The 22,609-nt window shown below is 73.4% G+C and carries 14 protein-coding genes; 7 read left to right on the forward strand and 7 right to left on the reverse strand.

All coding sequences use genetic code 11. The features are described 5' to 3' along the window. Window positions 1-49: 49 nt before the first annotated feature. The 3 genes from ACFUEL_RS13055 to ACFUEL_RS13065 are packed head-to-tail and all read right to left on the reverse strand — an operon-like array spanning window position 50 to window position 3,344. Window positions 50-1,141, reverse strand: coding sequence for a threonine aldolase family protein (locus tag ACFUEL_RS13055; protein ID WP_380236237.1), 1,092 nt, complete (start codon window positions 1,139-1,141; stop codon window positions 50-52). Beyond that, a complete protein-coding gene (locus ACFUEL_RS13060; protein WP_380236224.1) occupies window positions 1,138-1,902 on the reverse strand; it encodes an SDR family NAD(P)-dependent oxidoreductase in 765 nt (254 codons plus the stop codon). Before ACFUEL_RS13060 ends, ACFUEL_RS13055 begins: the two co-directional genes overlap by 4 nt. Continuing rightward, complete coding sequence (locus tag ACFUEL_RS13065) at window positions 1,899-3,344, reverse strand: DUF6421 family protein (RefSeq protein WP_380236225.1); 1,446 nt, start codon at window positions 3,342-3,344, stop codon at window positions 1,899-1,901. Before ACFUEL_RS13065 ends, ACFUEL_RS13060 begins: the two co-directional genes overlap by 4 nt. A 354-nt stretch (window positions 3,345-3,698) precedes the next feature. Between ACFUEL_RS13065 and ACFUEL_RS13070 the strand changes: the two genes are divergently transcribed. Beyond that, a complete protein-coding gene (locus tag ACFUEL_RS13070; RefSeq protein ID WP_380236226.1) occupies window positions 3,699-4,280 on the forward strand; it encodes a DUF5134 domain-containing protein in 582 nt (193 codons plus the stop codon). A 191-nt stretch (window positions 4,281-4,471) separates the two neighbouring features. Then, window positions 4,472-5,419, forward strand: a complete 948-nt coding sequence (locus ACFUEL_RS13075; protein ID WP_380236227.1) for a M56 family metallopeptidase — start codon at window positions 4,472-4,474, stop codon at window positions 5,417-5,419. Between the two features lie 181 nt (window positions 5,420-5,600). Here the strand turns inward: ACFUEL_RS13075 and ACFUEL_RS13080 are convergent, their stop codons facing one another. Then, entirely contained in the window at window positions 5,601-6,020 is a 420-nt protein-coding gene (locus ACFUEL_RS13080; protein ID WP_380236228.1) for a MarR family winged helix-turn-helix transcriptional regulator, read from the reverse strand. Between the two features lie 88 nt (window positions 6,021-6,108). Here ACFUEL_RS13080 and ACFUEL_RS13085 point away from each other — a divergent pair, with 88 nt between their 5' ends. After that, entirely contained in the window at window positions 6,109-7,725 is a 1,617-nt protein-coding gene (locus ACFUEL_RS13085; RefSeq protein ID WP_380236229.1) for an MFS transporter, read from the forward strand. A gap of 365 nt (window positions 7,726-8,090) precedes the next feature. Here ACFUEL_RS13085 and ACFUEL_RS13090 read toward each other — a convergent pair whose 3' ends face one another. Continuing rightward, complete coding sequence (locus tag ACFUEL_RS13090; RefSeq protein WP_380236230.1) at window positions 8,091-8,957, reverse strand: helix-turn-helix domain-containing protein; 867 nt, start codon at window positions 8,955-8,957, stop codon at window positions 8,091-8,093. 414 nt (window positions 8,958-9,371) lie between these two features. On the opposite strand from ACFUEL_RS13090, the gene ACFUEL_RS13095 reads away from it, so the two are divergent. Further along, complete coding sequence (locus ACFUEL_RS13095; protein WP_380236231.1) at window positions 9,372-9,893, forward strand: ATP-binding protein; 522 nt, start codon at window positions 9,372-9,374, stop codon at window positions 9,891-9,893. 215 nt (window positions 9,894-10,108) lie between these two features. On the opposite strand, the gene ACFUEL_RS13100 is transcribed toward ACFUEL_RS13095, so the two are convergent. Continuing rightward, window positions 10,109-10,351, reverse strand: coding sequence for a DUF397 domain-containing protein (locus ACFUEL_RS13100; protein ID WP_380236232.1), 243 nt, complete (start codon window positions 10,349-10,351; stop codon window positions 10,109-10,111). A 348-nt stretch (window positions 10,352-10,699) separates the two neighbouring features. Between ACFUEL_RS13100 and ACFUEL_RS13105 the strand changes: the two genes are divergently transcribed. Continuing rightward, on the forward strand, window positions 10,700-11,599 hold the full coding sequence (locus tag ACFUEL_RS13105; protein ID WP_380236233.1) for a hypothetical protein: 900 nt from the start codon (window positions 10,700-10,702) through the stop codon (window positions 11,597-11,599). Between the two features lie 229 nt (window positions 11,600-11,828). Here the strand turns inward: ACFUEL_RS13105 and ACFUEL_RS13110 are convergent, their stop codons facing one another. Next, window positions 11,829-13,994, reverse strand: a complete 2,166-nt coding sequence (locus ACFUEL_RS13110; RefSeq protein ID WP_380236234.1) for a hypothetical protein — start codon at window positions 13,992-13,994, stop codon at window positions 11,829-11,831. Between the two features lie 512 nt (window positions 13,995-14,506). On the opposite strand from ACFUEL_RS13110, the gene ACFUEL_RS13115 reads away from it, so the two are divergent. Beyond that, window positions 14,507-21,841, forward strand: a complete 7,335-nt coding sequence (locus ACFUEL_RS13115) for a polymorphic toxin-type HINT domain-containing protein (RefSeq protein ID WP_380236235.1) — start codon at window positions 14,507-14,509, stop codon at window positions 21,839-21,841. Then, entirely contained in the window at window positions 21,838-22,590 is a 753-nt protein-coding gene (locus ACFUEL_RS13120) for a hypothetical protein (protein WP_380236236.1), read from the forward strand. The genes ACFUEL_RS13115 and ACFUEL_RS13120 overlap by 4 nt, the downstream gene beginning before the upstream one ends. Window positions 22,591-22,609: the final 19 nt, after the last annotated feature.

The raw sequence follows: 22,609 nt of genomic DNA on the forward strand, positions 1-22,609 counted from the left end.
AAACTCGTCCCGCCTCCGATCCGGCGTAGGTACCGGAGGTGCGCGCCGGTCAGTCCTGGCGGGCCATCTCCTCGGCGATCGCGGCGGCGAAGGCGTCGATGTCCTGCTCGGTGGTGTCGAAGGCGGCCATCCAGCGGACCTCGCCGGTGTGCTCGTCCCAGAAGTAGAAGCGGTAGCGCTTCTGGAGGCGCTCGCTGACCTCGCGCGGGAGGAGGGCGAAGACGGCGTTGGCCTGGACGGGGCGGACGACCGTGACGCCGGGGACGTCGCGGACGGCGGCCTCCAGGCGGCGGGCCATCGCGTTGGAGTGGCCGGCGTTGCGGAGCCAGAGGTCTCCGGTGAGCAGGGCCTCGAACTGGACGGAGACGAAGCGCATCTTCGAGGCGAGCTGCATCGACATCTTGCGCAGGTACTTGAGGTTGCGGACCTTGTCGGGGTCGAGGACGACCACGACCTCGCCGAGCAGCAGGCCGTTCTTGGTGCCGCCGAAGGATAGGACGTCGACCCCGGCGTCGGTGGTGAACTCCCGGAACGGGACGCCGAGGGAGGCGGCGGCGTTGGCCAGCCGGGAGCCGTCCATGTGGACGAGCATGCCGCGTTCGTGGGCGTGCTCGCAGATCGCCCGGACCTCGTCGACCGTGTAGAGGGTGCCGAGTTCGGTGGACTGGGTGATCGAGACGGCGAGCGGCTGGGCGCGGTGCTCGTCGCCCCAGCCCCACGCCTGCTGGTCGATCAGGGCGGGGGTGAGCTTGCCGTCGGGGGTGGGGACGGTGTGGATCTTGATGCCGGCGAGCTTCTCGGGGGCGCCGCCCTCGTCGACGTTGATGTGGGCGCTCTCGGCGGCGACGACCGCGCCCCAGCGCGGGAGCAGGGCCTGGAGGGCGACGACGTTGGCGCCGGTGCCGTTGAAGACGGGGTACGCCTCGGCGCGGTCGCCGAAGTGGCGGCGGAAGACGGTCTGCAGGTGTTCGGTGTAGGCGTCCTCGCCGTAGGCGACCTGGTGGCCGTCGTTGGCGAGGGCGATCGCGGCGAGCACCTCGGGGTGGATGCCGGCGTAGTTGTCGCTGGCGAAGCCGCGGACGGCGGGGTCGTGGTGCCGTACCGCGTCGGTCGGGCCGGGGGCGGGGGCGGCGGGGGTCATCGGGCTGTCAGCCACAGGTGCTGTCCGTTCAGTTCTGCTGCGGGGCGCTCCCAGAGGGAGGCCAGGGTGGCGGCCAGGTCGGCGGTGTCGGTGAAGCCGGGGAACTTGGCGTCCGGCTTCTCGGCCCGCATCTCGGGACTGAGCAGGGCCTTGATGACCAGGATGACGGCGGCGGCGGTGGGATCGCCGTCGGGGGCGGTGGTCTCCTTGCGGAAGGAGTCGGCCATCGCGAGGGTCCAGGCTTCGGTGGCGGCCTTGGCCGCGGCGTACGCGGCGCCGCCCGCGGTGGGCTTGTGCGCGGCGGCGGCGGAGACCATGGCGTAGCGGCCCGCGGGGCTGCGCAGCAGGGCGGGCTGGAAGGCCAGCGAGGTGTGCTGGAGGGTGCGGACGACGGTGTCGTGCAGGAAGTCCCAGTCGTCGATGCGGGAGTCGAAGAAGGTCTTGCTGCCACGCCAGCCGCCGACGAGGTGGAGCAGTCCGTCGACGTGGCCGTGTTCGGCTTCCAGGTGGTCGGCCCAGTCGTGCACCTCCTGCGGGTCGAGCAGGTCGATGACCTGGCCGTGGACCCGGGCGCCGGGGACGGCGTCGCGGACGGTCGCGAGGGCGGCGTCCAGGCGGTGCTGGTCGATGTCGGCGCCGATGACGGTGGCGCCGTCGGCGGCGAGGCGGCGCAGGGCGGCCCGGCCGGCCGGGCCGCTGGCTCCGGCGACGGCGATCACCTTGCCGTCGAGGGGGCCGGCTGCGGGGCGGGGGGTGCTCACGCGGCGACCTCCTGGGTGCTGGTGCCGGTGATGCCCTTGGTGCCGGCGATGACGCGGCCGAGCTTCTTGGCGAGTGCTTCGTAGAACATGCTGAGCGGGAACTCGTCGGGGTGGACGGCGTCGCACAGCGCCTTGCGCAGGGCCTTGTCGTCGGCGAGGTCGAGCGGGAGCGCCTCGGGGCCCTTGGCCCAGGTGGAGGCGGGGTGCGGGGTGAGGTACCGGGAGACCAGCTGGTAGGCGGCGATCCAGTGGGCGGTCTTGGGGCGGTCGATGCCGTCGCGGTAGAGGGTCTCGATCTCGGCGCAGAGCTGGTTGGTGGTGTCGGCGACCCGGGTCCAGTCGATGGTGAGCCGGTTGTCGCGCCAGCGCAGGGCGTCGTGCTTGTGCAGGTAGGCGAAGAGCAGCTGGCCGCCGAGGCCGTCGTAGTTGCGGACGCGGTCGCCGCTGACCGGGAAGCGGAACAGGCGGTCGAAGAGGATGGCGTACTGGACGTCGCGGCCCTGGGGGTGGCCCTCGGCCTCCAGGCGGACCGACTCCTTGAAGGTGTTGAGGTCGCAGCGGAGCTCTTCGAGGCCGTACATCCAGAACGGGCTGCGCTGTTTGATCATGAAGGGGTCGAACGGCAGGTCGCCGTGGCTGTGGGTGCGGTCGTGGACGAGGTCCCACAGGACGAAGGTCTGCTGGGTGCGGTCCTGGTCGTCGAGCAGTCCGGCGGCGTCGGCGGGGATGTCGAGGCCGAGCTGGCGGACGGCGCTGGTGGTGACGGCGCGGAAGCGGGCGGCTTCGCGGTCGCAGAAGATGCCGCCCCAGGTGAAACGTTCCGGCGCTTCGCGGACGGCCACGGTCTCGGGGAAGAGCACGGCGGAGTTGGTGTCGTAGCCGGCGGTGAAGTCCTCGAAGGCGATGCCGAGGTAGCCGGGGTTGTCGAAGCGGGTGCGCTCCAGTTCGGCGATCCACTCGGGCCAGACGACCTTCAGCAGGACGGCTTCCAGGTTGCGGTCCGGGTTGCCGTTCTGGGTGTACATCGGGAAGACGACCAGGTGGCCGGTGCCGTCGACGCGGTGCTCGTTCGGGCGGAAGGCCAGCAGCGAGTCGAGGAAGTCGGGCTCGCGGTAGCCGGTGTCGGCCCACTTGCGCAGGTCGGCGCGGACGGCGGCCAGGTAGTCGGCGTCGTGCGGGAAGAGGGGGGCGAGTTCGGCCACGGCCTCCTGCACGGCGGCGACCAGCGGGTCGACGGCGCTGCGCGGCACGGCGGCGAGGTCGATCGAACCGTCCTTGGACTGCAGCGGCCGGAGCGCCTCGACGGCGGCCTTGAGGCGCGGCCAGGCGGGGTGGCCGGCCGGGCCCGCGGACCGGTCGGCGGCCGGTTCCGCTTCCGTGGTGCGGGCTTCCGTGGCGTGGGCGTCGCCCGCGAGCGCGAGCGTCGGCGAAAGATTCTGCATCACAGGCTCACTTCGACAGGAGTTATTTCGACAGGACCACGTTAAATGCGAAAGGTTCTCCGGCTCAAGGCCACCCGGACGGTAGATGCTCCAGTTCGTAGTACCACCCTCCGTCGTTCCCGCCACCGTGGATGAAACGGACAGATCCGGCGTCGGCGGGAGCGGGCGGCCGGTCTGTCCCGACCATCCCCCGGGGCCCGGGGGCCCGCCACCGGGGCGCCCACGGTGCGCGCCCGACCGGTCACGCCTCGGTGCGCCCCCGTTCACGCCCTGCTGCGCCCGGACGGGGTCGGTGATCGTGGGAGGAGCGGCCGGTCCGGCGGGTCCGGTGCCGAGGGCACGGAGGGGGACGCGATGCACGGTCCGGCGCTGGTGAGCTGGCTGCTGGCGGCGCTGGCCGCGGGCAGCGGCGGCTACTGCGGGTGGCGGGTGCGCCGCTGGAACACCGACCGGAGCACCGACCCGGCCTGCGGCGGGCACCACCGGGCGCGCCGCGAGTCGGACGTGCTGGAGGCCGCGATGGGCCTGGGCATGGCCGGGATGGCGCTGCTGCCCGGGGTGTTCTGGGGCTGGCCGTACGCGCTGCTGGCGGTGGTGCTGCTGGTGCGCGCGCTGGCCGGGCGCGGGGTCGGGCTGCGGGCGCACCGGCTGCACCACGGGATCGGCGCGCTGGCGATGGCGTACATGGCGCTGGCGATGGCGGGCGGGGGCGGCGCGCCGGGCGGGCACGCCGGGCACCACGGGCAGCCGGGCGGGCTGCCCGTCCTGACGGGGGTGCTGCTGGTGTACTTCGGGGCGTACGCGCTGTGGGAGGGCAGCCGGGTGCTGGCGGTGGGCGGTCCGACGGCGGGCGGCCCGGCGGTGGTGGCGCCGCTGCCGCGGGCCTGCCGGGCGGCGATGGGGATCGGGATGTTCGCGATGCTGCTGTCGATGTGAACGCGGTCGCGGCCCTCGTACGGGCACGCGGTCGGCGGGGGCCCGCGGGAGCTGACGGGGCGTCGGGGGCGGTGTCCGGGCGTGGTCTTGGTCACTGGACCCACCCGGGCGTTCCGCGCGGACGTGTGGCGGCATAGGTTGGGAGAGGCGCACCGCCGCGCCCTCGCCCCCTCCTCCGGGGAGACCTTGCCATGACGGCACTGCTGAGCCTGCTGCTGCTCGGACTGCTGCTCGCCACCGTGGCGCCGAGCCGCCTGGCCCGGGCCCGCTGGCCGGAGCGCGAACCGGTGCTGGCCCTGCTGGTGTGGCAGATGCTGGTGGTCGCGGTGCTGCTGTGCTGCCTGTTGAGCCTGCTGCTGGCGAGCGCGGCCGCGCTGCCCGCCTGGCGGGACGTGGTGTTCGCGGGCGCCCCGGCCGGGGTGGAGGACGCGTACGAGCTGGTCGGCCTGGAGGGCTGGGGGCGGCTGTCGGCGGCGGTGCTGGCGGCGGGCGGGGTGTGGACGGCGGTGTCGCTGGCCCGGGAGGTCCGTTCGGCGCGGGCGGAGCGCGGTCACCGGCACGCCCAACTGGTAAGTCGGGCGCCGGAGTTGCCGAGTTCGCTGCTGCCCCGCCGGCGCCGGGTGCGGGAGCCGCTGGTGGTGCTGGAGAACGTCCGGCCGCAGGCGTGGTCGCTGCCGGGGCCGCGGGCCCGGCTGGTGGTGACCACGGGGGCGCTGCAGCAGCTGTCGGACCGCGAGCTGGCGGCGGTGCTGAGCCACGAGCGCGGCCACGTCCGGGCCAGGCACCACTGGCTGGCGCAGTGCGCGCAGGCGCTGGCCACCGGCTTCCCCGGAGTAGGGGTGTTCTCCGCGTTCCGCGACCAGGTGACGGTGCTGGTGGAGCTGGCGGCGGACGACCGGGCGGCACGGCGGCACGGCCGGGTGACCACGGCGCTGGCGCTGGCGGAGCTGAACAGCTCGGTGTTCGCCTCCTGCCCGCCGGCCCAGCTGGCGCAGTCCCCCGCGCGGGTGGACCGGCTGCTGCTGGGCGAGCCCCGGCTGCCGGTGCCGGCCCGGCTCGGGTGGACGCTGACGGCGCTGGCGGCCCCGCTGGGCGCGGCGCTGCTGGCGGCGGCGCCGGGGCTGTCGGCGCTGCTCTGAGCCCGGCTGGGCGGGGCGGTCGACGGCCGCTCGGCCGCCGGCGCGGCTCCGGCCCCGGCGCCGATCCGGGCTTCCGGGCTTCCGGGCTTCGGCGCCGCTCCCCCGCTTCCCGTTCTGCGCGCAGCCGCTCCTCCGCCCAGCCCTCCCCCGCCCAGTCCTCAGCCGCTCAGCCCTCAGCCGCTCAGCCCTCGGGGCCGAGCGTCTCCGCGAGGATCCGCCGGTGCACGGGGCGGGCCCTGGCGTAGCGCTCGCGGCCCTCCTCGGTGAGCGCGATGTAGATGCCGCGCCGGTCGTCGAGGCAGTGCGTGCGCTGGAGCAGGCCGGCCTTCTCCATCCGGGCGACCAGCCGGGAGAACGCGCTCTGGCTGAGGTGGACGGTGCCGGCCAGGGTCTGGGCGCGCTCGCCGCCGCCGGGCTTCGCCAGCTCGAACTCCCGCAGCCGCTCCAGTAGTTCGAACTCGCTGACGCCGAGCCCGAACGCCTCGCCCAGCTCGCGGTCGATGGCGCAGGACGTGGCCGCGTGGCGGGCCAGCAGGGCGCGCCACTGCTCGCTGAGCGCCGTCTCCGCGGCGGGATCACGGTCTGGGTCGAAGTCGGTCACGCCGCCACCGTAGCACATGCAGACACATCTGTTGCACCCACATTAAATGTGTTTGCATCCCATGCGTGTGCATGTAGCGTTCTGTGCCATGACCGACACGACCGTGATCCGCACCCCCGTGGTCGACGCCCCCGCGGCCGACACCCCTGCGGCCGACGCCCCCGGGGCCGTCGCCCGCCCGGCCGGCTCCCCCGTGGCCGCCTCGCACTGGAGCCCCCGCCTGTGGGGCGCCCTGGTGGTGCTCTGCGCCGCGATGTTCCTCGACGCGCTGGACGTGTCGATGGTCGGCGTCGCCCTGCCCTCCATCGGCGCCGACCTGCACCTGTCCGACTCCGCCCTGCAGTGGGTGGTCAGCGGCTACGTCCTCGGCTACGGCGGGCTGCTGCTGCTCGGCGGCCGCGCGGCCGACCTGCTCGGCCGCCGCCGGGTGTTCCTGGTCGCCCTGGCCGTGTTCGCCGGCGCCTCGCTGCTGGGCGGGCTGGTGGACAGCGGGCCGCTGCTGATCGGCGCCCGCTTCCTGAAGGGCGTCAGCGCCGCGTTCACCGCCCCGGCCGGCCTCTCCATCATCACGACGACGTTCCCGGAGGGCCCGGCGCGCAACCGGGCGCTCTCCATATACACCACCTGCTCGGCCGCCGGTTTCTCGCTCGGCCTGGTGATCAGCGGGCTGCTGACGTCGGCGGGCTGGCGGCTGACGTTCCTGATGCCTGTCCCGGTCGCCCTGGTCGCGCTGCTCGCCGGCGTCAAGCTGCTGCCCCGCCGCGGCGACGAGCACCGCGCCTCCGGCGGGTACGACGTGGCGGGCGCGGTCACCGGCACCGCGGCGGTGCTGCTGCTGGTGTTCACGGTGACGGAGGCCCAGGGCGCGGGCTGGCTCTCGCTGCGCACGGTCGCCTCGCTGCTGCTGGTGGCGGCGCTGGCCGCGGCCTTCCTGCTGATCGAGACCCGCACCGCCCACCCGCTGGTCCGGCTCGGCATCTTCCGCGACGCGGGCGTCCGCCGGGCGAACCTGACGGCGCTGACGCTGATGGGCAGTTACGCGGGCTTCCAGTTCGTGGCCACGCTGTACCTGCAGCGGCTGCTCGGCTGGTCGGCGCTGGAGACGGCGCTCGGGCTGCTGCCCGGCGGCGCGGTGGTGGCGTTCTCGGCGGGCGCCGTCGGCCGCCTGCTGGACAGGTTCGGCGCGGCCCGGGTGCTGCCGGTCGGCGTGGCCTCGATGGCGCTCGGGTACGCGCTGTTCCTCCGGCTGGACGAGCACAGCGGCTTCCTCGGCCTGGTGCTGCCGAGCATGCTGCTGATCGGCGCCGGTTTCGCGCTGGCCTTCCCCTCGATCAACGTGGCGGCGACCTCCGGGGTGGCGGACGACGAGCAGGGTCTGGCCTCGGGCCTGGTGAACACCGCGCTCCAGGTCGGTGGCGCGATCGTGCTGGCCGTCACCACGGCGGTGCTCACCGCGGGCAGCGCCGGCGGCACCGGCGCGCACGCCCAACTGGCGGGCTACCGGCCCGCACTGCTGCTGGTGACGGGCACCACCGCGCTCGGCCTGCTGATCGCGCTGACCGGCGCGCTCCGCTCCGGCCGCCCGGCACCGGCGACGGCCGAGACGGCAACGGCCGAGACGGAGACGGCCCGGACGGCGACGGCGGCAGCCCAGACCGTGACGGCCCGGACGGAGACGGCGGAGGAGGTGCGGGCGGTGCGCTGAGGAACACCCGGGCGGTCGACCCCTCGCCGCCCGAAGCGCCCCGGCGCTGCGCCCGGAAGCCCGGCTCCACCAAACCCCCGTGTTGGTGGAGCCGGCACGCGCCGTCCGCACCGACCCGGACGGGCGGTGCGGACTTCGGAGCAGACACCATGGCAGTTCGGCGGGCCACGGTCAATCGGAGCAGCAGCGCCGAGACCGAACTGCCGCCTGCGACAAGGAAGTTGGGAGCACTCCCCCGCACCTTCCACGCCCCCGCGCACTCCACGAGCACCCCGCGCGCGCCGACACGCGCCGCCCCCGCGCCGCCCCGCGCGCCGGAAGCACCCCGCCCCGCACGCCGGAAGCGCTCCGCGGCACCCGCCGGGCTACTGCTCCTTGAGGATCGACAGCAGCAGGTCGAGCGTCTGCTGCGGGGTGAGGCTGTCCACGCACAGCCGCTCCATCACCTGGAGGTACTCGTCGACGTCGTCGCGCTTGTCCAGGTAGAGGGCGCTGGTGAGCTGCTCCACGTAGACCACGTCGGGGAGGTCCTGCTCGGGGAAGCGCAGCACCGAGAAGGCGCCGCTCTCACCGGCGTGCGCGCCGAACCGGAACGGCATCACCTGGAGCACCACGCTGGGGAGTTGGGCCAGTTCCAGCAGGTGTTCCAGCTGGGCCCGCATCACCTCGGGGCCGCCGACCGGGCGGCGCAGCGCGGCTTCGTCGATGACGGCCCAGAGCTTGGGGCCGCGGCCCTCGGTGAGGAGCTTCTGGCGGCGGGTGCGCAGGGCGACCCGGCGGTCGACCTCCTCCTCGGCGAGGACGGGCCGGTTCTGCGCGAAGATCGCTCGGGCGTACTCCTCGCACTGGAGCAGCCCGGGGACGAACTGCACCTCGTAGGTGCGGATCAGCGCGGCGGCCTCCTCCAGTCCGATGTAGGTCTGGAACCAGTTGGGCAGCACGTCGTTGTAACTGTGCCACCAACCGGACTTGTTGGCCTCGCGGACGAGGGCGAGCAGGGCCTCGCGGTCGGGGCCGGCGGCGAGTCCGTAGAGGCTGAGCAGGTCGGCGACGTCCCGCTCCTTGAAGGAGACCCGGCCGAGTTCCATCCGGCTGATCTTGGACTCGGAGGCCCGGATCGCGTAGCCGGCGTCCTCGCGGGAGATGGCGCAGCCCTCGCGGAGCCGGCGGAGCTGGGAGCCGAGGAGGATGCGGCGCACCATCGAGCCCCCGCCGGGCTGAACTGTGGTCATCGGACCAAACCTCCACTTGGACGGACCAGTTGCACAGTCTGCCATCAGTCGGGCGCACTGAGTGCCGGTAGTGGTGCAGCGGGCTACCGCTTCGGCCACTTCGGGGTCCATCTTGCACGTGCATCCGGAGCATGCATATGCCAATCGCACGACTGCACGTGAATCGACTCTTGCATCTGCCGTGAGCGCAGAGGACCATGGTGCACGTGCACTTGCACGCCCTGGCAATCCCGCGGGCTCCGCGTCGACCCCATGCGCGAACCCGCACACCCTCCCGGCAACGCCCGCGCGTCGCTGGGTACTTGTGTGTGCGGACCGGTCGACCCGGCGGCCCGGCGGCCGAGCGAGTCGGAGGTGACCGGCATGACCCCGGTGGGTCCCGCCGTGTCCGCCCCCTTATGGGAGGAGCTCTTCATGAGCACCGGTACGGTCCTGGCGACCGACCCTCATGTGGTCAGCTGCACTCTCGCTCCCCGCTTCGAAGCGGTGCGCACCGCAAGGGAGTTCACCCGGCGGACGCTGGACGGCTGGGGCCTGGAGGAGATCTTCGACGACGTCGCGCTGGTGGCGTCCGAGCTGGTGACCAACGCGCTGCGGCACGCGCTCGGCCAGAGCGAGCCGTCCCGGGTCCCGGCCCAGAGCAGCCCGCAGGCGGCCGCCGAGGCGCTGCCGATCCGGATCAGCCTGGTGCACCGCTCCCCGCAGGTGGTCTGCGCGGTCAGTGACCCGTCCAGTACGGGCCCGGTCGCGCGGGAGGCGGACTTCGTGGCGGAGTCCGGCCGCGGCCTGCACCTGGTGGACTCCTTCTCCCGCTCCTGGGGCTGGCACCCGCTGGCCGGCGCCGGGAAGGTGGTCTGGGCGCTGTTCGACGCGCACACGGCCGCGCCGGGCCCGGAGCAGCTGCCGAACCCCGGCCGTCACCGCCGCTCCGCCTGAACCGCTCCGTCCGCCCCGCCCCGCCCGTCACCGCCATCGCCCCCACCGGCAACGAGACCGAAAACCGACACCGGAACCGGCCTCCCGGCGCACCGAATCCTGTGCCGGGAGGCCGAACTGGCGGAGGATCAGTCAGCCGGCCGCCGCCCGGGAAAAGCGGAGGCCGTCGCGGATGGATCCCACGACGGCCCGGGTGGACGGGAGTTGAAGCCCAGTCAGGGATTGCCCCCGAGGTGGTCGAACTCCCCGTCCTTCACCCCGAGCAGCATCGCGGTGATCTCGTCCCGGGTGTAGACCAGCGCCGGGCCCTCGGGGAAACGCGAGTTGCGCACCGCCACGTCGCCGCCGGGCAGCGCGGCGAACTCCACGCAGTTGCCCTTCGAATTGCTGTGACGGCTCTTCTGCCAGACCACCCCGTCCAGGTCAGTCGCCGCCATGCCGTTGTACGCCTCACGCATTGTCTTCTCCCCAAAGCCTGGCGAATGCCTCACTTGACGTGATGATAACCCCCCTGCACGTGCATCAGCATGGGAAATTTCCCGTGCAAAGGAACGTGCCGATGCCGTCACCAAGCCTTCACAGCCGCGTAATTGACGGGTCGTAAGCGGACACAGCCGGGCGAAACGCCAGTCACTCCATGACCGTCCGCACACGGCAGTCAGCGCGTTGTCGATCTTCACCCCCTACAACGCGGTTCACAGGCAGTCACGATTCACACTGTGATCACTGTCACTTCCCGACCGAAAGCCGCCCACTGTCGGCATCCGACTGCAACGCGCGCGGGGACATGTCCTACGATCTGGCGCATGAGCACCGCAGCCATCCCGGGCGCGCCACTGCCCGTCCGTACGCCAGGCTCCCGTGCGCGGGGGCGCCACCGCCGTCCCGAGCGCCCCGAGATCATGGCCGGTTCGCCTGCCCTGGTGCTGGCGGTCCCAACCGCCGCCGGGCCGGAGAGCCGTCCGGTCGTCGAGGAGCTGCTGTCCCTCGTCCGCACCGAGCAGTCGGGCATCGAGGTGACGGCGGCCTACCTGGGCGGCGAGGACGCGCCGACGGTGGCCGAACTGCTGGCCGCGGCCGCCGAGGCGGGGCAGCCCGCGCCGGTGGTCGTCCCGCTGGTGCCCGGACCGCACGACTTCCTGCCCGAACTGCACAAGCTGGCCGCCGAGACCGGCGCCCAGGTGCTGGACCCGCTGGGCCCGCACCCGCTGCTGGCCGAGGCCGTGCACGTGCGGCTGTCCGAGGCCGGGCTGGCCCGAGCCGACCGGGCCCGGCTGTTCGCCATCGCCACCGCCGCCGACGGCGTGGTGCTGACCACGGTCGGCGGCGAGGAGGCCGCCGCCTCGGCGGGCATCACCGGCGTCCTGCTGGCCTCCCGGCTGGCGGTGCCCGTGGTCCCGGCCGCGCTGGACGTGCCGGGCTCGGTCGCCGCGGCCGTGGCGCACCTGCGGGCCACCGGCTCCGAGCGCCCCGCGCTGGCCCCGCTGGTGATCGGCCCGGAGGCCGACCCCGAGCTGCTGGCCACCGCCGCCGAGGAGACCGGCTGCGCCAGCGCCGCCCCGATCGGCGCGTACCCGACGGTGGGCCAGCTGATCGCCTCCGCCTACCTGGCGGCGCTCCCCGAGCCCACCCAGGAGCAGCTGGAGGCCGCCGAGGCGGCCGCCGAGCAGCAGCGCACCTCCCCGGGGGCGCACGCGGCGCGCTGACGCCTACCGAGGACCGCGACGGGCAGGGGCAGCGAATCGGCGCGCCCCCGCCCGTCGCGCTTTCCCGGCCCGACCTGTCCGACCCGCACGACCCGTCCGACTGCTCGATCCGTCCGTCCCCCGACGACCCACCGGACCCGCCCAGCCGGAACGCCCAGCCGGAACGCCCGGCCCGCGGCACCCCGAACCCTCGGCCCGCCGAACCCGCGGCCCGCCGCGCCCCGGGCGCTCAACCGGCCGTGACCCGCCCGGTCTTCGGTGCGCTGTCGGTGAAGGCGAGCGCGGGCAGCGCGACCGCCCGCGGCGGGGCGGGCGCCTCGGCGGGGGCGGTGGCCGCGTTCCACCCGGCGTTCCCCCCGCCGCCGGCCAGGCCCTGTCCTCCCTCGCCCTTGGTGAGCGCGACGGTCTGCCCCTGCCCGGCCGGGCGGAACAGGATCTCCTTGGGCTCGGGCGCCTCCGGGTCGAGCCACAGCTCGCTGCCCCGGGGGCCGCCGAACTCGCAGTCCAGCACGGCGATGTCGTCCGGTTCGCCGTCCCCGGTGGCCCGGAACGCCACCCCGGCCTTGCGGTAGCCGGTCAGCCGGCTGCGGCTGAGGGTGACCGCCTCGCCCTCGAGCTGGTGCTTGAGGGTGGAGACCGCGTAGTCGGACTGCCCGGCGGCGTCGATCAGCAGCCCGTCGAAGACGGTGCCCTTGTCGCGGCCGAGCGCGTGCACGGCGATGCCGCCGGCCGCGTTGCCGTACAGCACCGAGGCGGTGTAGTCGAAGTCGTTCAGGTAGGCACCGTGCTCGATGCCCCAGCCGCCGTTGTGGTAGGCCGCGTACTGGGTGACGGTGTGGTGGTGCTCGGCGTTGAGCCAGACGAAGACGCCGTTCTCCAGGTTGTTGTGCGCCAGGCAGCGTTCGAAGGTCCAGACGCCCTCGCTGGTCTCCGGCCACTCGTAGCCGGAGGCGCCGGCGGCGCCCTGGACGCCGACGGCCACGCAGTCCCGGGCCGAGGAGCCCGTCCCGGCGCCGAGGCTGAAGCCGGTGAGCCGGTAGCCGCGCGGGTTGGGCTCGTAGACGGTGCGGGAGGCGACGCAGCCTTCGTAGGCGATGTCGTCGGAGGGGCCCTGCGGGGTGCGGGTGTCGATCGGGCCGTCCCACCAGTACGCGTCCTCCCAGGTGTCGTGGGAGACGCAGCCGCGGAAGGTGATGCCGTGGCTGGCGTGCGGCACGAAGGCGTGGCTGCCGGTGTCGCGGACGACCACGCCCTCGACCACGGTGCCGCGCGAGGTGTCCAGCAGCATGTGGAAGTGCAGCCCGTACCGGCCGAGCACCGGTTCGGTGACGGGCTTCCCGTTCCAGCTGTCCTTGCCGTCCGTCCGCGGCCCGAGCCAGCGCAGCGCGGCGTGCCGGACGTCGGCCGGGCGGCTGGAGGTGAGGTGGACGTGCGCCCGGCCCTTCTCGGTGCCCTCGACGCGGACGTTGCGGCTGAGGTTGAGCACCTCGGCGCCGAAGACCGCCCCGCCGCCGATCGCCACCCGCGGGTGGGCGTTCTTCAGCGGGGCGGTGAGCGTGACGGTGGCGCCGTCCACCCGCTCGACCGTGACCAGGTCGTACGAGGTGGAGAAGTCGTCGGTGTCGGGCGGCGCGGTGGGGGTGACGGCCAGTTCGTCGCCGGGCTGCCAGCCGGTCGGGGCGGCGGCCAGCCGGATCGTGCTGTCGCCGGGCCCCAGCGCGGTGGCGGCGCGCGCCCAGGCGGTGCGGGGGGCGCCGTCCAGCCGCAGGTAGCCCTGGCCGGTGACCCACAGGCCGGTGTCGGTGTCGACGACGGTCATGCCGCCGCCGGCGAAGCGGCGCTCGTCGACCTCCGGGAAGCGCAGGGTGTGGGTGTGCGCGCCGTCGGGGGCGAGCGCCAGGGTGCCGCGCACCTCGACGTTGCCGGCGCTGGCCAGGGTCAGCGACCGGTCGGCGGCGAACACCAGCGAGCCGGTCTTCTCCACCAGCAGCGAGCCGACCTCCGCGTCGGCGTCCAGCACCACCTTGTCGGTGATCCGCACCGCACTGCCGGCGCCGGGCACCTTGCCGCCCCAGCCCGCGGCGTCCGACCACTTGCGGCCGCTCTGGTCGACCGGCGGGGGCGGCGCGCTCGGCTGCGGGCTCCCGGACGCGGGCGGCGGGGCGCCGGTGCCGTGCCGGTGGCCCGCCGGGGCCGGGCTGCCGCCGCCGCCCGGTGCGGGCCGCGCGGCGGGCTCGTCGGCCCCGGCCAGGGACTGCCGCAGGGTCACTCCCCCGCCGAGCGCCGCCACCGTCCCGACCGCCAGCCAGGTCAGCACCCTGCGCCGCCCGACCAGCGGCCGCCGGTGCCGGTGCCGGACGGGCGGGGTCTGCTCGCCCTCGCGCTGCTGTTCCACCTCGGCCGCCCTTCCGGGGCCCGGGGCCCCGAGTCGTCGGGGGCAGCATAAACGCGGCCGGCGCCGGTGCACGGCATCTTCCGGTCCCGGTAAGCATCTTGGCGTAGCGCTCCGGACGCGCGTTCGACCATCGCTCGGAAGGCCACGGGGCAAGCCTGCAGCAGGAGTTGACCCATCGTCAATTGTCCTTGCCAGTAAGGGTCTTATGACGGCACTGCGGCTTTTCCGCCATTCGAGGCGGCGATCGTGCGTAAACGGTCGGTTCGTCGTCCATTCTTGTCCCGATTGGTCTCCCGGCCCAAGTCACGGGATGGTCAAGGCAATTCGCGAACGCTGGTGGAGAAGGCCGCGTTCTCCCTACCTTGGGCCATCGCTATCGCACTGGAAAGGCCGCCACGCCCTCTGGTGTCCGGGACCCGGTGCGGTGAAAACCATTCACTGGGGAGATAACGGTGGGGGCTTTGCCCAGACGCTCCGCACTCCGGCGACGGCTGTTCGGCCGACCGCGCGGAGTGGGACTGCTGACACTACTGGCCGTACTGACCACGCTCCTGGTGGCGCCGCCCGCGGGCGCGTTCGCCGCGAAGGACATCCCGAAGGTCTGGGTGCCGCCGAACACGCCCGTGCAGGAGACCGCCTCGGTCTCCGGCCACGACGACGACGTGACGGCGGTGCCGGCCGATCCCGTGCCTGCCCGGGGCGCGGCCGCGACACCCCGGGCACCGAAGTCCGGCTCGGCGACCGTCTCGGTCGGCCGGGTCTCGGCGGAGCAGTCGGCCGCCCGGGCGGCCAGCGGCGGCGCGGCACCCTCGGCGGGCGGCACGGCCCGCGTCCAGGCCGGTGACCTGCCGGTCTTCCTGACCGACCGGGCCCCGGCCACCCGGGCCGCCACCGCCGCACCGAACCCGGCCACGGCCACGGCCGCACCGAGCTCCGCCACCGCCGCACCGAACGGCGGCCGGGCCGAGGACGGCAGCCGGGCCGAGGACCGCAGCCGGGCCGAGGGCGCGCAGGACGCCGCCGGGGCGCCGTCCGTACAGGTCGACGTCCTGGACCGGGCCCGCTCCGGGGCCGCCGGGCGCAGCGGCCCGGTGATCGCGCTGTCCGGTGCGGGCGGCTCGGCCCGGCCCGGACACCTGCTGAGCGTCTCGCTCGGCCTCAAGGACCTGATCGGCGACGGCACCTGGTCCGACCGGGCCCGGCTGGTCCGGCTGCCCGAGTGCGCGCTGACCACCCCGGAGCTGCCGGAGTGCCGTACCAGCACCCTGGTGACCTCCGAACTGGACGCGGTCAGCGGCACGCTGACCGCGGACCTGGAGCTGCCGGCGCTCTCCGACGCGGGGACGAAGGCGGCGAAGGCCGCGGCCGGAACGGACGGCCCGGTCGCCGCGCTCTCCTCCGGCACCGTGGTGTTGGCGGCGGAGGCGTCGTCGTCGGGCTCGCTGGGCTCGTTCGCGGCGACGCCGATCAGCCCGTCCGCGACCTGGAGCGCGGGCACCAACGCGGGCAACTTCACCTACTCGTACACCGTGGACGTGCCGAGCCCGGTGGCCGGCGCGGCACCGAACCTGGTGCTGCAGTACGACTCCTCCTCGGTGGACGGGAAGACCTCGGCGACCAACGCGCAGCCGTCCTGGATCGGCGAGGGCTGGGACTGGTCGCCCGGGTCGATCTCCCGCTCGTACAAGCCGTGCGCCAAGTCCGGCATCGACATGTCGGGCGACGAGTGCTGGGCCGGGCAGGCGCTCCAGCTCAACCTGGCCGGGCACTCGGGCACCGTGGTCAGGGACGACCACAGCGGCGAGCTGCGCCTGCAGGGCGACGACGGCACGAGGATCACGCCGCTGACCGGGCTGGACAACGGGGCCTGGAACGGCGAGGGCTTCAAGGTCACCACCACCGACGGCACCCAGTACTGGTTCGGTGCCGACCACCTGCCCGGCGGCGACGGCACCGACCCGGCCGCTGACTCGGTCAACACCGTGCCCGTCTACCACCCGCACGCCGGAGACCCCTGTTACAGCAGTGCCAAGGGCGCGGCGTCCTGGTGCCAGATGGGCTGGCAGTGGAACCTCGACCACGCGGTCGACCTGCACGGCAACCTGGTGACGTACCGCTACGCCAAGGAGTCCAACTACTACAGCCGGGGCGGCGGTCAGAACAACGGCGTCGGCACGCTGACCCCCTACGACCGCAACTCGTACGTGACCGAGATCGGCTACGGCGTGCGGCTGGCCGACCGGATCGCCTCGAAGGGCGCGGGCGACCCGGCCGAGAAGATCGTCTTCACGGTGCGGGAGCGCTGCTGGGCCGACGACGCGTCCTGCGCGCCCTCCCAGATGACCGCTGCCCACCAGGCGAACTGGCCGGACACCCCGCTGGACCAGCTCTGCGCCTCCTCCGGGCCGTGCACCAACTACGGCCCGTCGTTCTGGACCTCCCGGATGCTCCGGAAGATCGCCACGATAGTGTACACCGGCGGCGCGGCCCGCACCGTGGACACCTGGGAGCTGACCCAGAGCCCGGCCGACCCGGGTGACGGCACTCCGAAGCTGGCCTGGCTGAGCTCGATCAAGCGGACCGGCAGCAACGGGCAGGCCGACCTGCCGGTGCCCGCGGTGACCTTCGCCCAGCAGTCCTACCCGAACCGGGTGGACGGCATGGTCCCGCCGGCTCCCCGGTTCAACCACCCGCGGATGAAGGAGATCCGCACCGAGACCGGCGGCCGGATCACCGTCACCTACAAGGACGCCGACTGCTCCCGCGACGCCGGGCGGATCCCGTCCTCGGCGCAGGGCAACACCCTGGCCTGCATGCCGGTGAAGTGGGTGCCGCCGAACTCGGCGCCCGACACCAAGCCGTACGACGACTGGTTCCTGAAGTACCTGGTGTCCTCGATCAGCGAGGAGTCGATGGTCACCTCGCCGAGCACGGCGAAGATCACCGAGTACTCCTACGGCGGCGGCGCGGCCTGGCACCACAACGACTCCGAGTTCGCCGACGACGACACCCGCACCTGGGACAACTTCCGCGGCTACCAGAGCGTCACCACCACCACCGGCTCCGGCGCCGACGGCCCGAAGACCAAGAACGTCACGACCTTCCTGCGCGGCATGGGCGGGCAGGTCACCGACACCTGGGGCGAGACGGTCACCGACGCCGACGAACTGGCCGGATTCGTCCGGGAGACCCAGAACTTCGAGTCGGCCGCGCCGGACGCCAAGGTGATCGGCGGCACCCTGACCAGCCCGTGGATCTCCGCCGCGACCGCCACCCACACCCCGCCGGGCGGCCTGCCCGCGCTGACCGCCAAGTACGTCAACACCGCGAAGGTGAAGGAGCGTTCGTGGCTCTCGAACGACTCCTGGCGGGTCACCGAGCGCGACGCCACCTACGACCCCGACCACGCCGGGCGCGTGCTGACCACCGACGTCCTGGGCGACACCTCGCTGCCCGGTCTGCCGCAGCGCCAGTGCACCGCCGTCAGCTACGCGACCGGCGGCGACCCGGTGATGGTCGAGAACCCGTACCGGGTGCTCACCCTCAAGGGCGGCTGCGACCAGCGGCCGAACGCCGCCAACACCGTCTCCGACGCGATCACCGTGTACGACGGCAAGGACGTCGGTGTGCTCGGCGACAGGGCCGACCAGACCGAGACCCGGGTCCTGGAGTCCTACGGCCCGAACGACACCCCCGTCTACCGGACGACCGCCCGCGCCCGCTACGACGCGTACGGCCGCCAGACCGCCACCACCGACCCCAACCGCACCGACGGCGCCCACCCGGACGGCGCGACCACCACGACCGCGTACAGCCCGGCGAGCGGGGCCCTGCCGACCGCCGTCGAGGTCACCAACCCGCTCGGCTGGAAGTCCACCACCACCCTGGACCCCGGGCGCAGCCTGCCCACCAAGGCGGTCGACGAGAACGGCCGCACCACCTACGAGGCGTACGACGCGCTCGGCCGCCTGACCTCGGTCTGGCAGCCCGGCCGCGCCCCGGACGCCGCCGGCACCGCCAAGAACCCGAACCGGACGTTCTCCTACGCGCTCAACGGCGTCAACGGCCCGTCCACCGTCACCAGCCGCAGCCTGCGCAACGACGGCGTCACCTACGCCACCAGCATCGAGATCCACGACGGCCTGGGCCGGGTCCGGCAGGCGCAGTCCGTGCCGGTGGCCAACTCGCTGGGCCGGCTGATCTCCGAGTCGGCCTTCGACTCGCACGGCTGGCAGGTGAAGTCCACCCCGGCGTACTACAACAAGGACTCCGGCCCGACCACCGCCGTCTACCTCCCGCAGGACTCCGAGGTCCCGGCGCAGACCTGGACCGAGTACGACGGCCTCGGCCGGCCCACCGCCAGCGCGTTCGTCGCCTACGCCCAGGAGCAGTGGCGCACCCGCACCGTCTACGTCGGCGCCGACCGGGTCGACGGCATCCCCGTCCCGGGCGGCCACGCCAGCACCGCGATCACCGACGCGGCCGGCCAGGTGGTCGAGTCCCGGCAGTACCACGGCGACACCCCGACCGGGGACTACGACGCCACCACGTACGGGTACGACGTCCTGGGCCACCAGACCTGGATCAAGGACTCGGCGAACCCGCCGCACCAGTGGACGTACCGGTACGACCTGCTCGGCCAGCTCACCGGCAGCACCTCCCCGGACTCCGGTGCCGCGTCCAGCACGTACGACAGGGCCGGGCACATCGCCACCGTCACCGACGCCCACGGCACCTCCTCGTTCACCTACGACCTGCTGGGGCGGCAGACCGCCCGCTACGACGGCGACCGCACCGACGACGCGTCGAAGCGGACCGCCGCCTGGACCTACGACTCCCAGGTCCTCGGCAAGCCCGACAGTTCGACCGCGTACGTCGACAACCCCGACGGCAAGGGCGGCAGACTCGCCTACACCAAGGCGGTCACCGGCTACGACCTCGGCTACCGGCCCACCGGCAGTTCGGTCACCATCCCGTCGGTCACCGGTGAGGAGAAGCTCGCCAAGACCTACACCTGGTCCCAGGCGTACGCGGGCGCGCTCGGTCTGACCGACACCACCACCATGCCCGAGGTGGGCGACCTGCCCGCCGAGACGGTCGGTTACTCCTACGACAACGACGGCAACCTGAAGACCTCCAGCGGCACGGACTACTACCTCCAGGCCGTGAGGTACGACTACTTCGGCCAGCCCTACCAGAGCACCGTCGGCCCGGCCGGGAAGCAGGTCGTCTCCACCCAGAACTACGACCCCTCCACCCGGCGGGTGGTCAACTCCACGCTGGACAAGCAGACCTCGACCACCACCCACGTCGACTTCACCGACTACACCTACGACAAGACCGGTGCGATCACCTCGGTGCGCACTGTGCAGGACGGACTCGCCGCCGACCTGCAGTGCTACACCTACGACTACCTGGGCCGGCTCTCCGCGGCCTGGACCGACAAGGGCACCACGACCACCAGCGGCACCGGCGCGAACACCGTCCAGGGCATCGGCGGCTGCACCGACGCCACCGAGCCGACCGCGCTCACCGCCTCGGCGAGGATCGGCGGCCCGGCCCCGTACTGGCAGTCCTACTCCTACGACCTGACCGGCAACCGGACCGGCACGGTCCAGCACGACCCCGCCGGCGCGGTGGTCCGGGACAAGACGGTCACCCAGACCTTCGGGCCCGCCGCCAACACCCCGTCCACCGACCCGGCCACCGGCGGCGGCACCGGCGGACCGCACGCGCTGCTCACCTCCACCACGAGCGTGAACGGCACCCCGTCCACCGCCACGTACACGTACGACGCGCTGGGCAACACCACGTCGATCACGGACACCTCCGGCACCAAGACGCTGACCTGGAACACCCAGGGCAGGCTCGCCAAGGTCCACGACACCGGCGCCTCCGGGGACACCGGTTACGTCTACGACGCGGACGGCAGCCAGCTGGTCCGGCGCTCCCCCGGCAAGGTCACCGTCAACCTGGGCAGCGACGAGGTCACCCTCGACACCGCCACCAAGCAACTGACCGACACCCGCTACTACCCCGCCCCCGGCGGCCTGACCATCGCCCGCACCACCTCGGCCTCCGGCAGCCGGCTCGCCTACCAGGCGGCCGATCCGCACGGCACCGCCGGCGTGCAGTTCGACGCGGGCACCCTGGCCACGGTGCGGCGCCCCACCGACCCGTTCGGCAACGCCCGCGGCACCCAGCCCGGCACCGGCGCCTGGGCGGGCGACAAGGGCTTCGTCGGCGGCACCGTCGAGGGCACCGGGTTCACCAACCTCGGCGCCCGCCAGTACGACCCGAAGACCGGACGCTTCCTGTCGGTCGACCCGCTGTTCGTCGCGACCAACCCGCAGTCGTGGAACAGCTACGCCTACTCCGGCAACGACCCGGTCAACAGCTCCGACGCGGACGGCACCTGCCAGGTTCTGGACGACGGCTACTGCCACGGCACCCCGTACATCTACATCCCGCCGAGCTCCAGCTCCGGTGACAGCGGAGGGACGGGCACCTCCGGCGCCGACAACTCGAAGACGCAGGCCACCAACCAGGCCCTGCAGAAAAAAACCGAGGCCGACGCGGCCCTCGTCAAGGCGAAGAAGCAGCGCGAGGAGCTGATCAGCAAGATCGTCGACGTGGTCGCCGACCTGATCGGCTTCAACGACGCCCGCGCCTGCTTCACCGAGGGCGACGTGATGGGCTGCATCAACACCGCCCTGAACTTCGTCCCGTGGACCAAGGTCTTCAAGGCCGTCAAGGTCGGCATCAAGGCGTTCAAGCTCTGGCGCGAGGGCGAGAAGGCGTACACCGCCGTCCGCGGCGCCGAACGCATCGCCAGGGAGGCCGACGAGGCCCTGGCCGTCGCCCGCAAGACCGAGAAGGAGGCGGCCGACGCCGAAGCGGCGGCCACCAAGGCGGACGCCGGACCGACACCGGAGGCCAAGGCCGACGCCCCGAGCAGCAAACCCGCCGGGGAGGAGTCGCACGCCGGCGCCGGTGACGAGGGCGGCGGACGGCCCGGGGGCTGCAACAGCTTCCCCGCCGGCACCCTGGTCCTGATGGCCGACGGCAGCACCAGGGCCATCGAAGAGGTCCGGGACGGAGACACCGTCACGGCCACCGACCCGCAGACCGGCGAGACCGGCCCGGAGCAGGTCACCACCACCGTCACCACCCCCGACGACAAGGAGTTCACCGACCTCGTCCTGGCCCCGGACGCCGACCGCCCGGACCGGACCGCCGTCCTCACCTCCACCACCCACCACCCGTACTGGAGCGAGACCCGCCGCCAGTGGGTGGACGCCGGGGACCTGGCCCCGGGCGAGCACCTGCGCGGCCCGGACGGCGCACTGCTCACGGTCGGCTCGGTGCGCTCGTACCTGGACGGCGTGGTCACCCACAACCTGACGGTCGACCAGGTGCACACGTACTACGTGCTGGTCGGGACGGCTCCGGTCCTGGTCCACAACTGCCCGACCGCCGAGGACCCGCCGTACCCGAAGTTCAGCGCGTACCAGCGGATCGTCAAGAAGATGGGGCCCGAGCCGAACGCCACCATCGCGGACCTGAAGCTGCGGAAGATCAGGGACAAGAACGAGAGCGCCGAGAGCCTGCGGAAGCAGAATCGGGCCACCCGGCTCGCCAGGCGCCCCAAGCGGCTGTTGAACTCCGTGTTCGCTCCCTGGAACGGTGTCTACATGAAGATCACCAGGGACGGCGTGGAGTTCGACGAGGGCAACCACCGGGCCTGGAAGCTGATCCAGCTCGCGGAAACAGGGAGACTGCCCTGGGACACGCCGGTGTACGTCTGGCGGATCGACACCACCAAACCACCGGTGACGCCGTGGTGACGACGCGACGGCAGGACCCCGCGCCCGAGGAACGCGACCGGTACGTGCGGATCCGGGCGCAGCAGCAAGGCTTCACCGAGGTCCGGTCGCTCGCCAGGCGCGGCGCCGACCCGGTGTCGGCGGTCGGGTACGGCTGCCCGCCCGGGTTCGGGCACGCGGCGGAGGTGATCGCCGACGTCGCCGCGACGCACCACCTGCTGATCCTGGCCGCGTGCCGGGTGCAGGCCCCGCCGACCCTGGTGGAGCGCTTCGCGTGGCAGTGCGCGGGCCCGGCGGGCCGGTTCTGGCTCTCCTCGTGCGCCACCGACTACGGGTGGCCCCCCACGGCGGTGCTGCCGCCGCCCGGGGAGGGCGGCCCCGGGGAGGCGGCCGCGGTGCGGGCGCTGGAGGAGGCGCGGCGGGCGAGCACCGCCGCGCTGGCCTCCGGCGAGCGGCTGGTGCTTCCCGTCCCGCTGCGGCCGGTGCGCACGGCGTACGCCCTGGCCCTGGCCGGGGCGGCGGAGTTGCACGCGCTGGCGCGGCGGGAGCCGCCGCTGCCGGTCGACGGGGAGGACCACCTGGCGGCGGGCCCGTGGCGGCGGATCGAGGCCGTCGCGGACACCTGCACCCGGCTGCCGGTGCCCGCCGACTCCCCGCCCGGCCTGCGGTCGGCGCTGGCGGCGTTCGAGATGCGGTTCGCCACCAGGAACGTCCGTTCCGCCGAGGGGAATGAGTGGCTGCGGGCCGCGCGGTCCCGCCGGGGCCGGTGAGGTGAGAGGGGTGTGCCCC

It is taken from the genome of Kitasatospora sp. NPDC057198 (genome assembly GCF_042670125.1).
GTDB lineage: Bacteria > Actinomycetota > Actinomycetes > Streptomycetales > Streptomycetaceae > Kitasatospora.

Bases quoted from the DNA above. Each gene is read 5' to 3' on its own strand.
- ACFUEL_RS13065 (WP_380236225.1), bottom strand. From the start codon at position 3,344: ATGCAGAATCTTTCGCCGACGCTCGCGCTCGCGGGCGACGCCCACGCC.
- ACFUEL_RS13055 (WP_380236237.1), bottom strand. From the start codon at position 1,141: ATGACCCCCGCCGCCCCCGCCCCCGGCCCGACCGACGCGGTACGGCAC.
- ACFUEL_RS13070 (WP_380236226.1), top strand. From the start codon at position 3,699: ATGCACGGTCCGGCGCTGGTGAGCTGGCTGCTGGCGGCGCTGGCCGCG.
- ACFUEL_RS13095 (WP_380236231.1), top strand. From the start codon at position 9,372: ATGAGCACCGGTACGGTCCTGGCGACCGACCCTCATGTGGTCAGCTGC.
- ACFUEL_RS13105 (WP_380236233.1), top strand. From the start codon at position 10,700: ATGAGCACCGCAGCCATCCCGGGCGCGCCACTGCCCGTCCGTACGCCA.
- ACFUEL_RS13090 (WP_380236230.1), bottom strand. From the start codon at position 8,957: ATGACCACAGTTCAGCCCGGCGGGGGCTCGATGGTGCGCCGCATCCTC.
- ACFUEL_RS13085 (WP_380236229.1), top strand. From the start codon at position 6,109: ATGACCGACACGACCGTGATCCGCACCCCCGTGGTCGACGCCCCCGCG.
- ACFUEL_RS13075 (WP_380236227.1), top strand. From the start codon at position 4,472: ATGACGGCACTGCTGAGCCTGCTGCTGCTCGGACTGCTGCTCGCCACC.
- ACFUEL_RS13100 (WP_380236232.1), bottom strand. From the start codon at position 10,351: ATGCGTGAGGCGTACAACGGCATGGCGGCGACTGACCTGGACGGGGTG.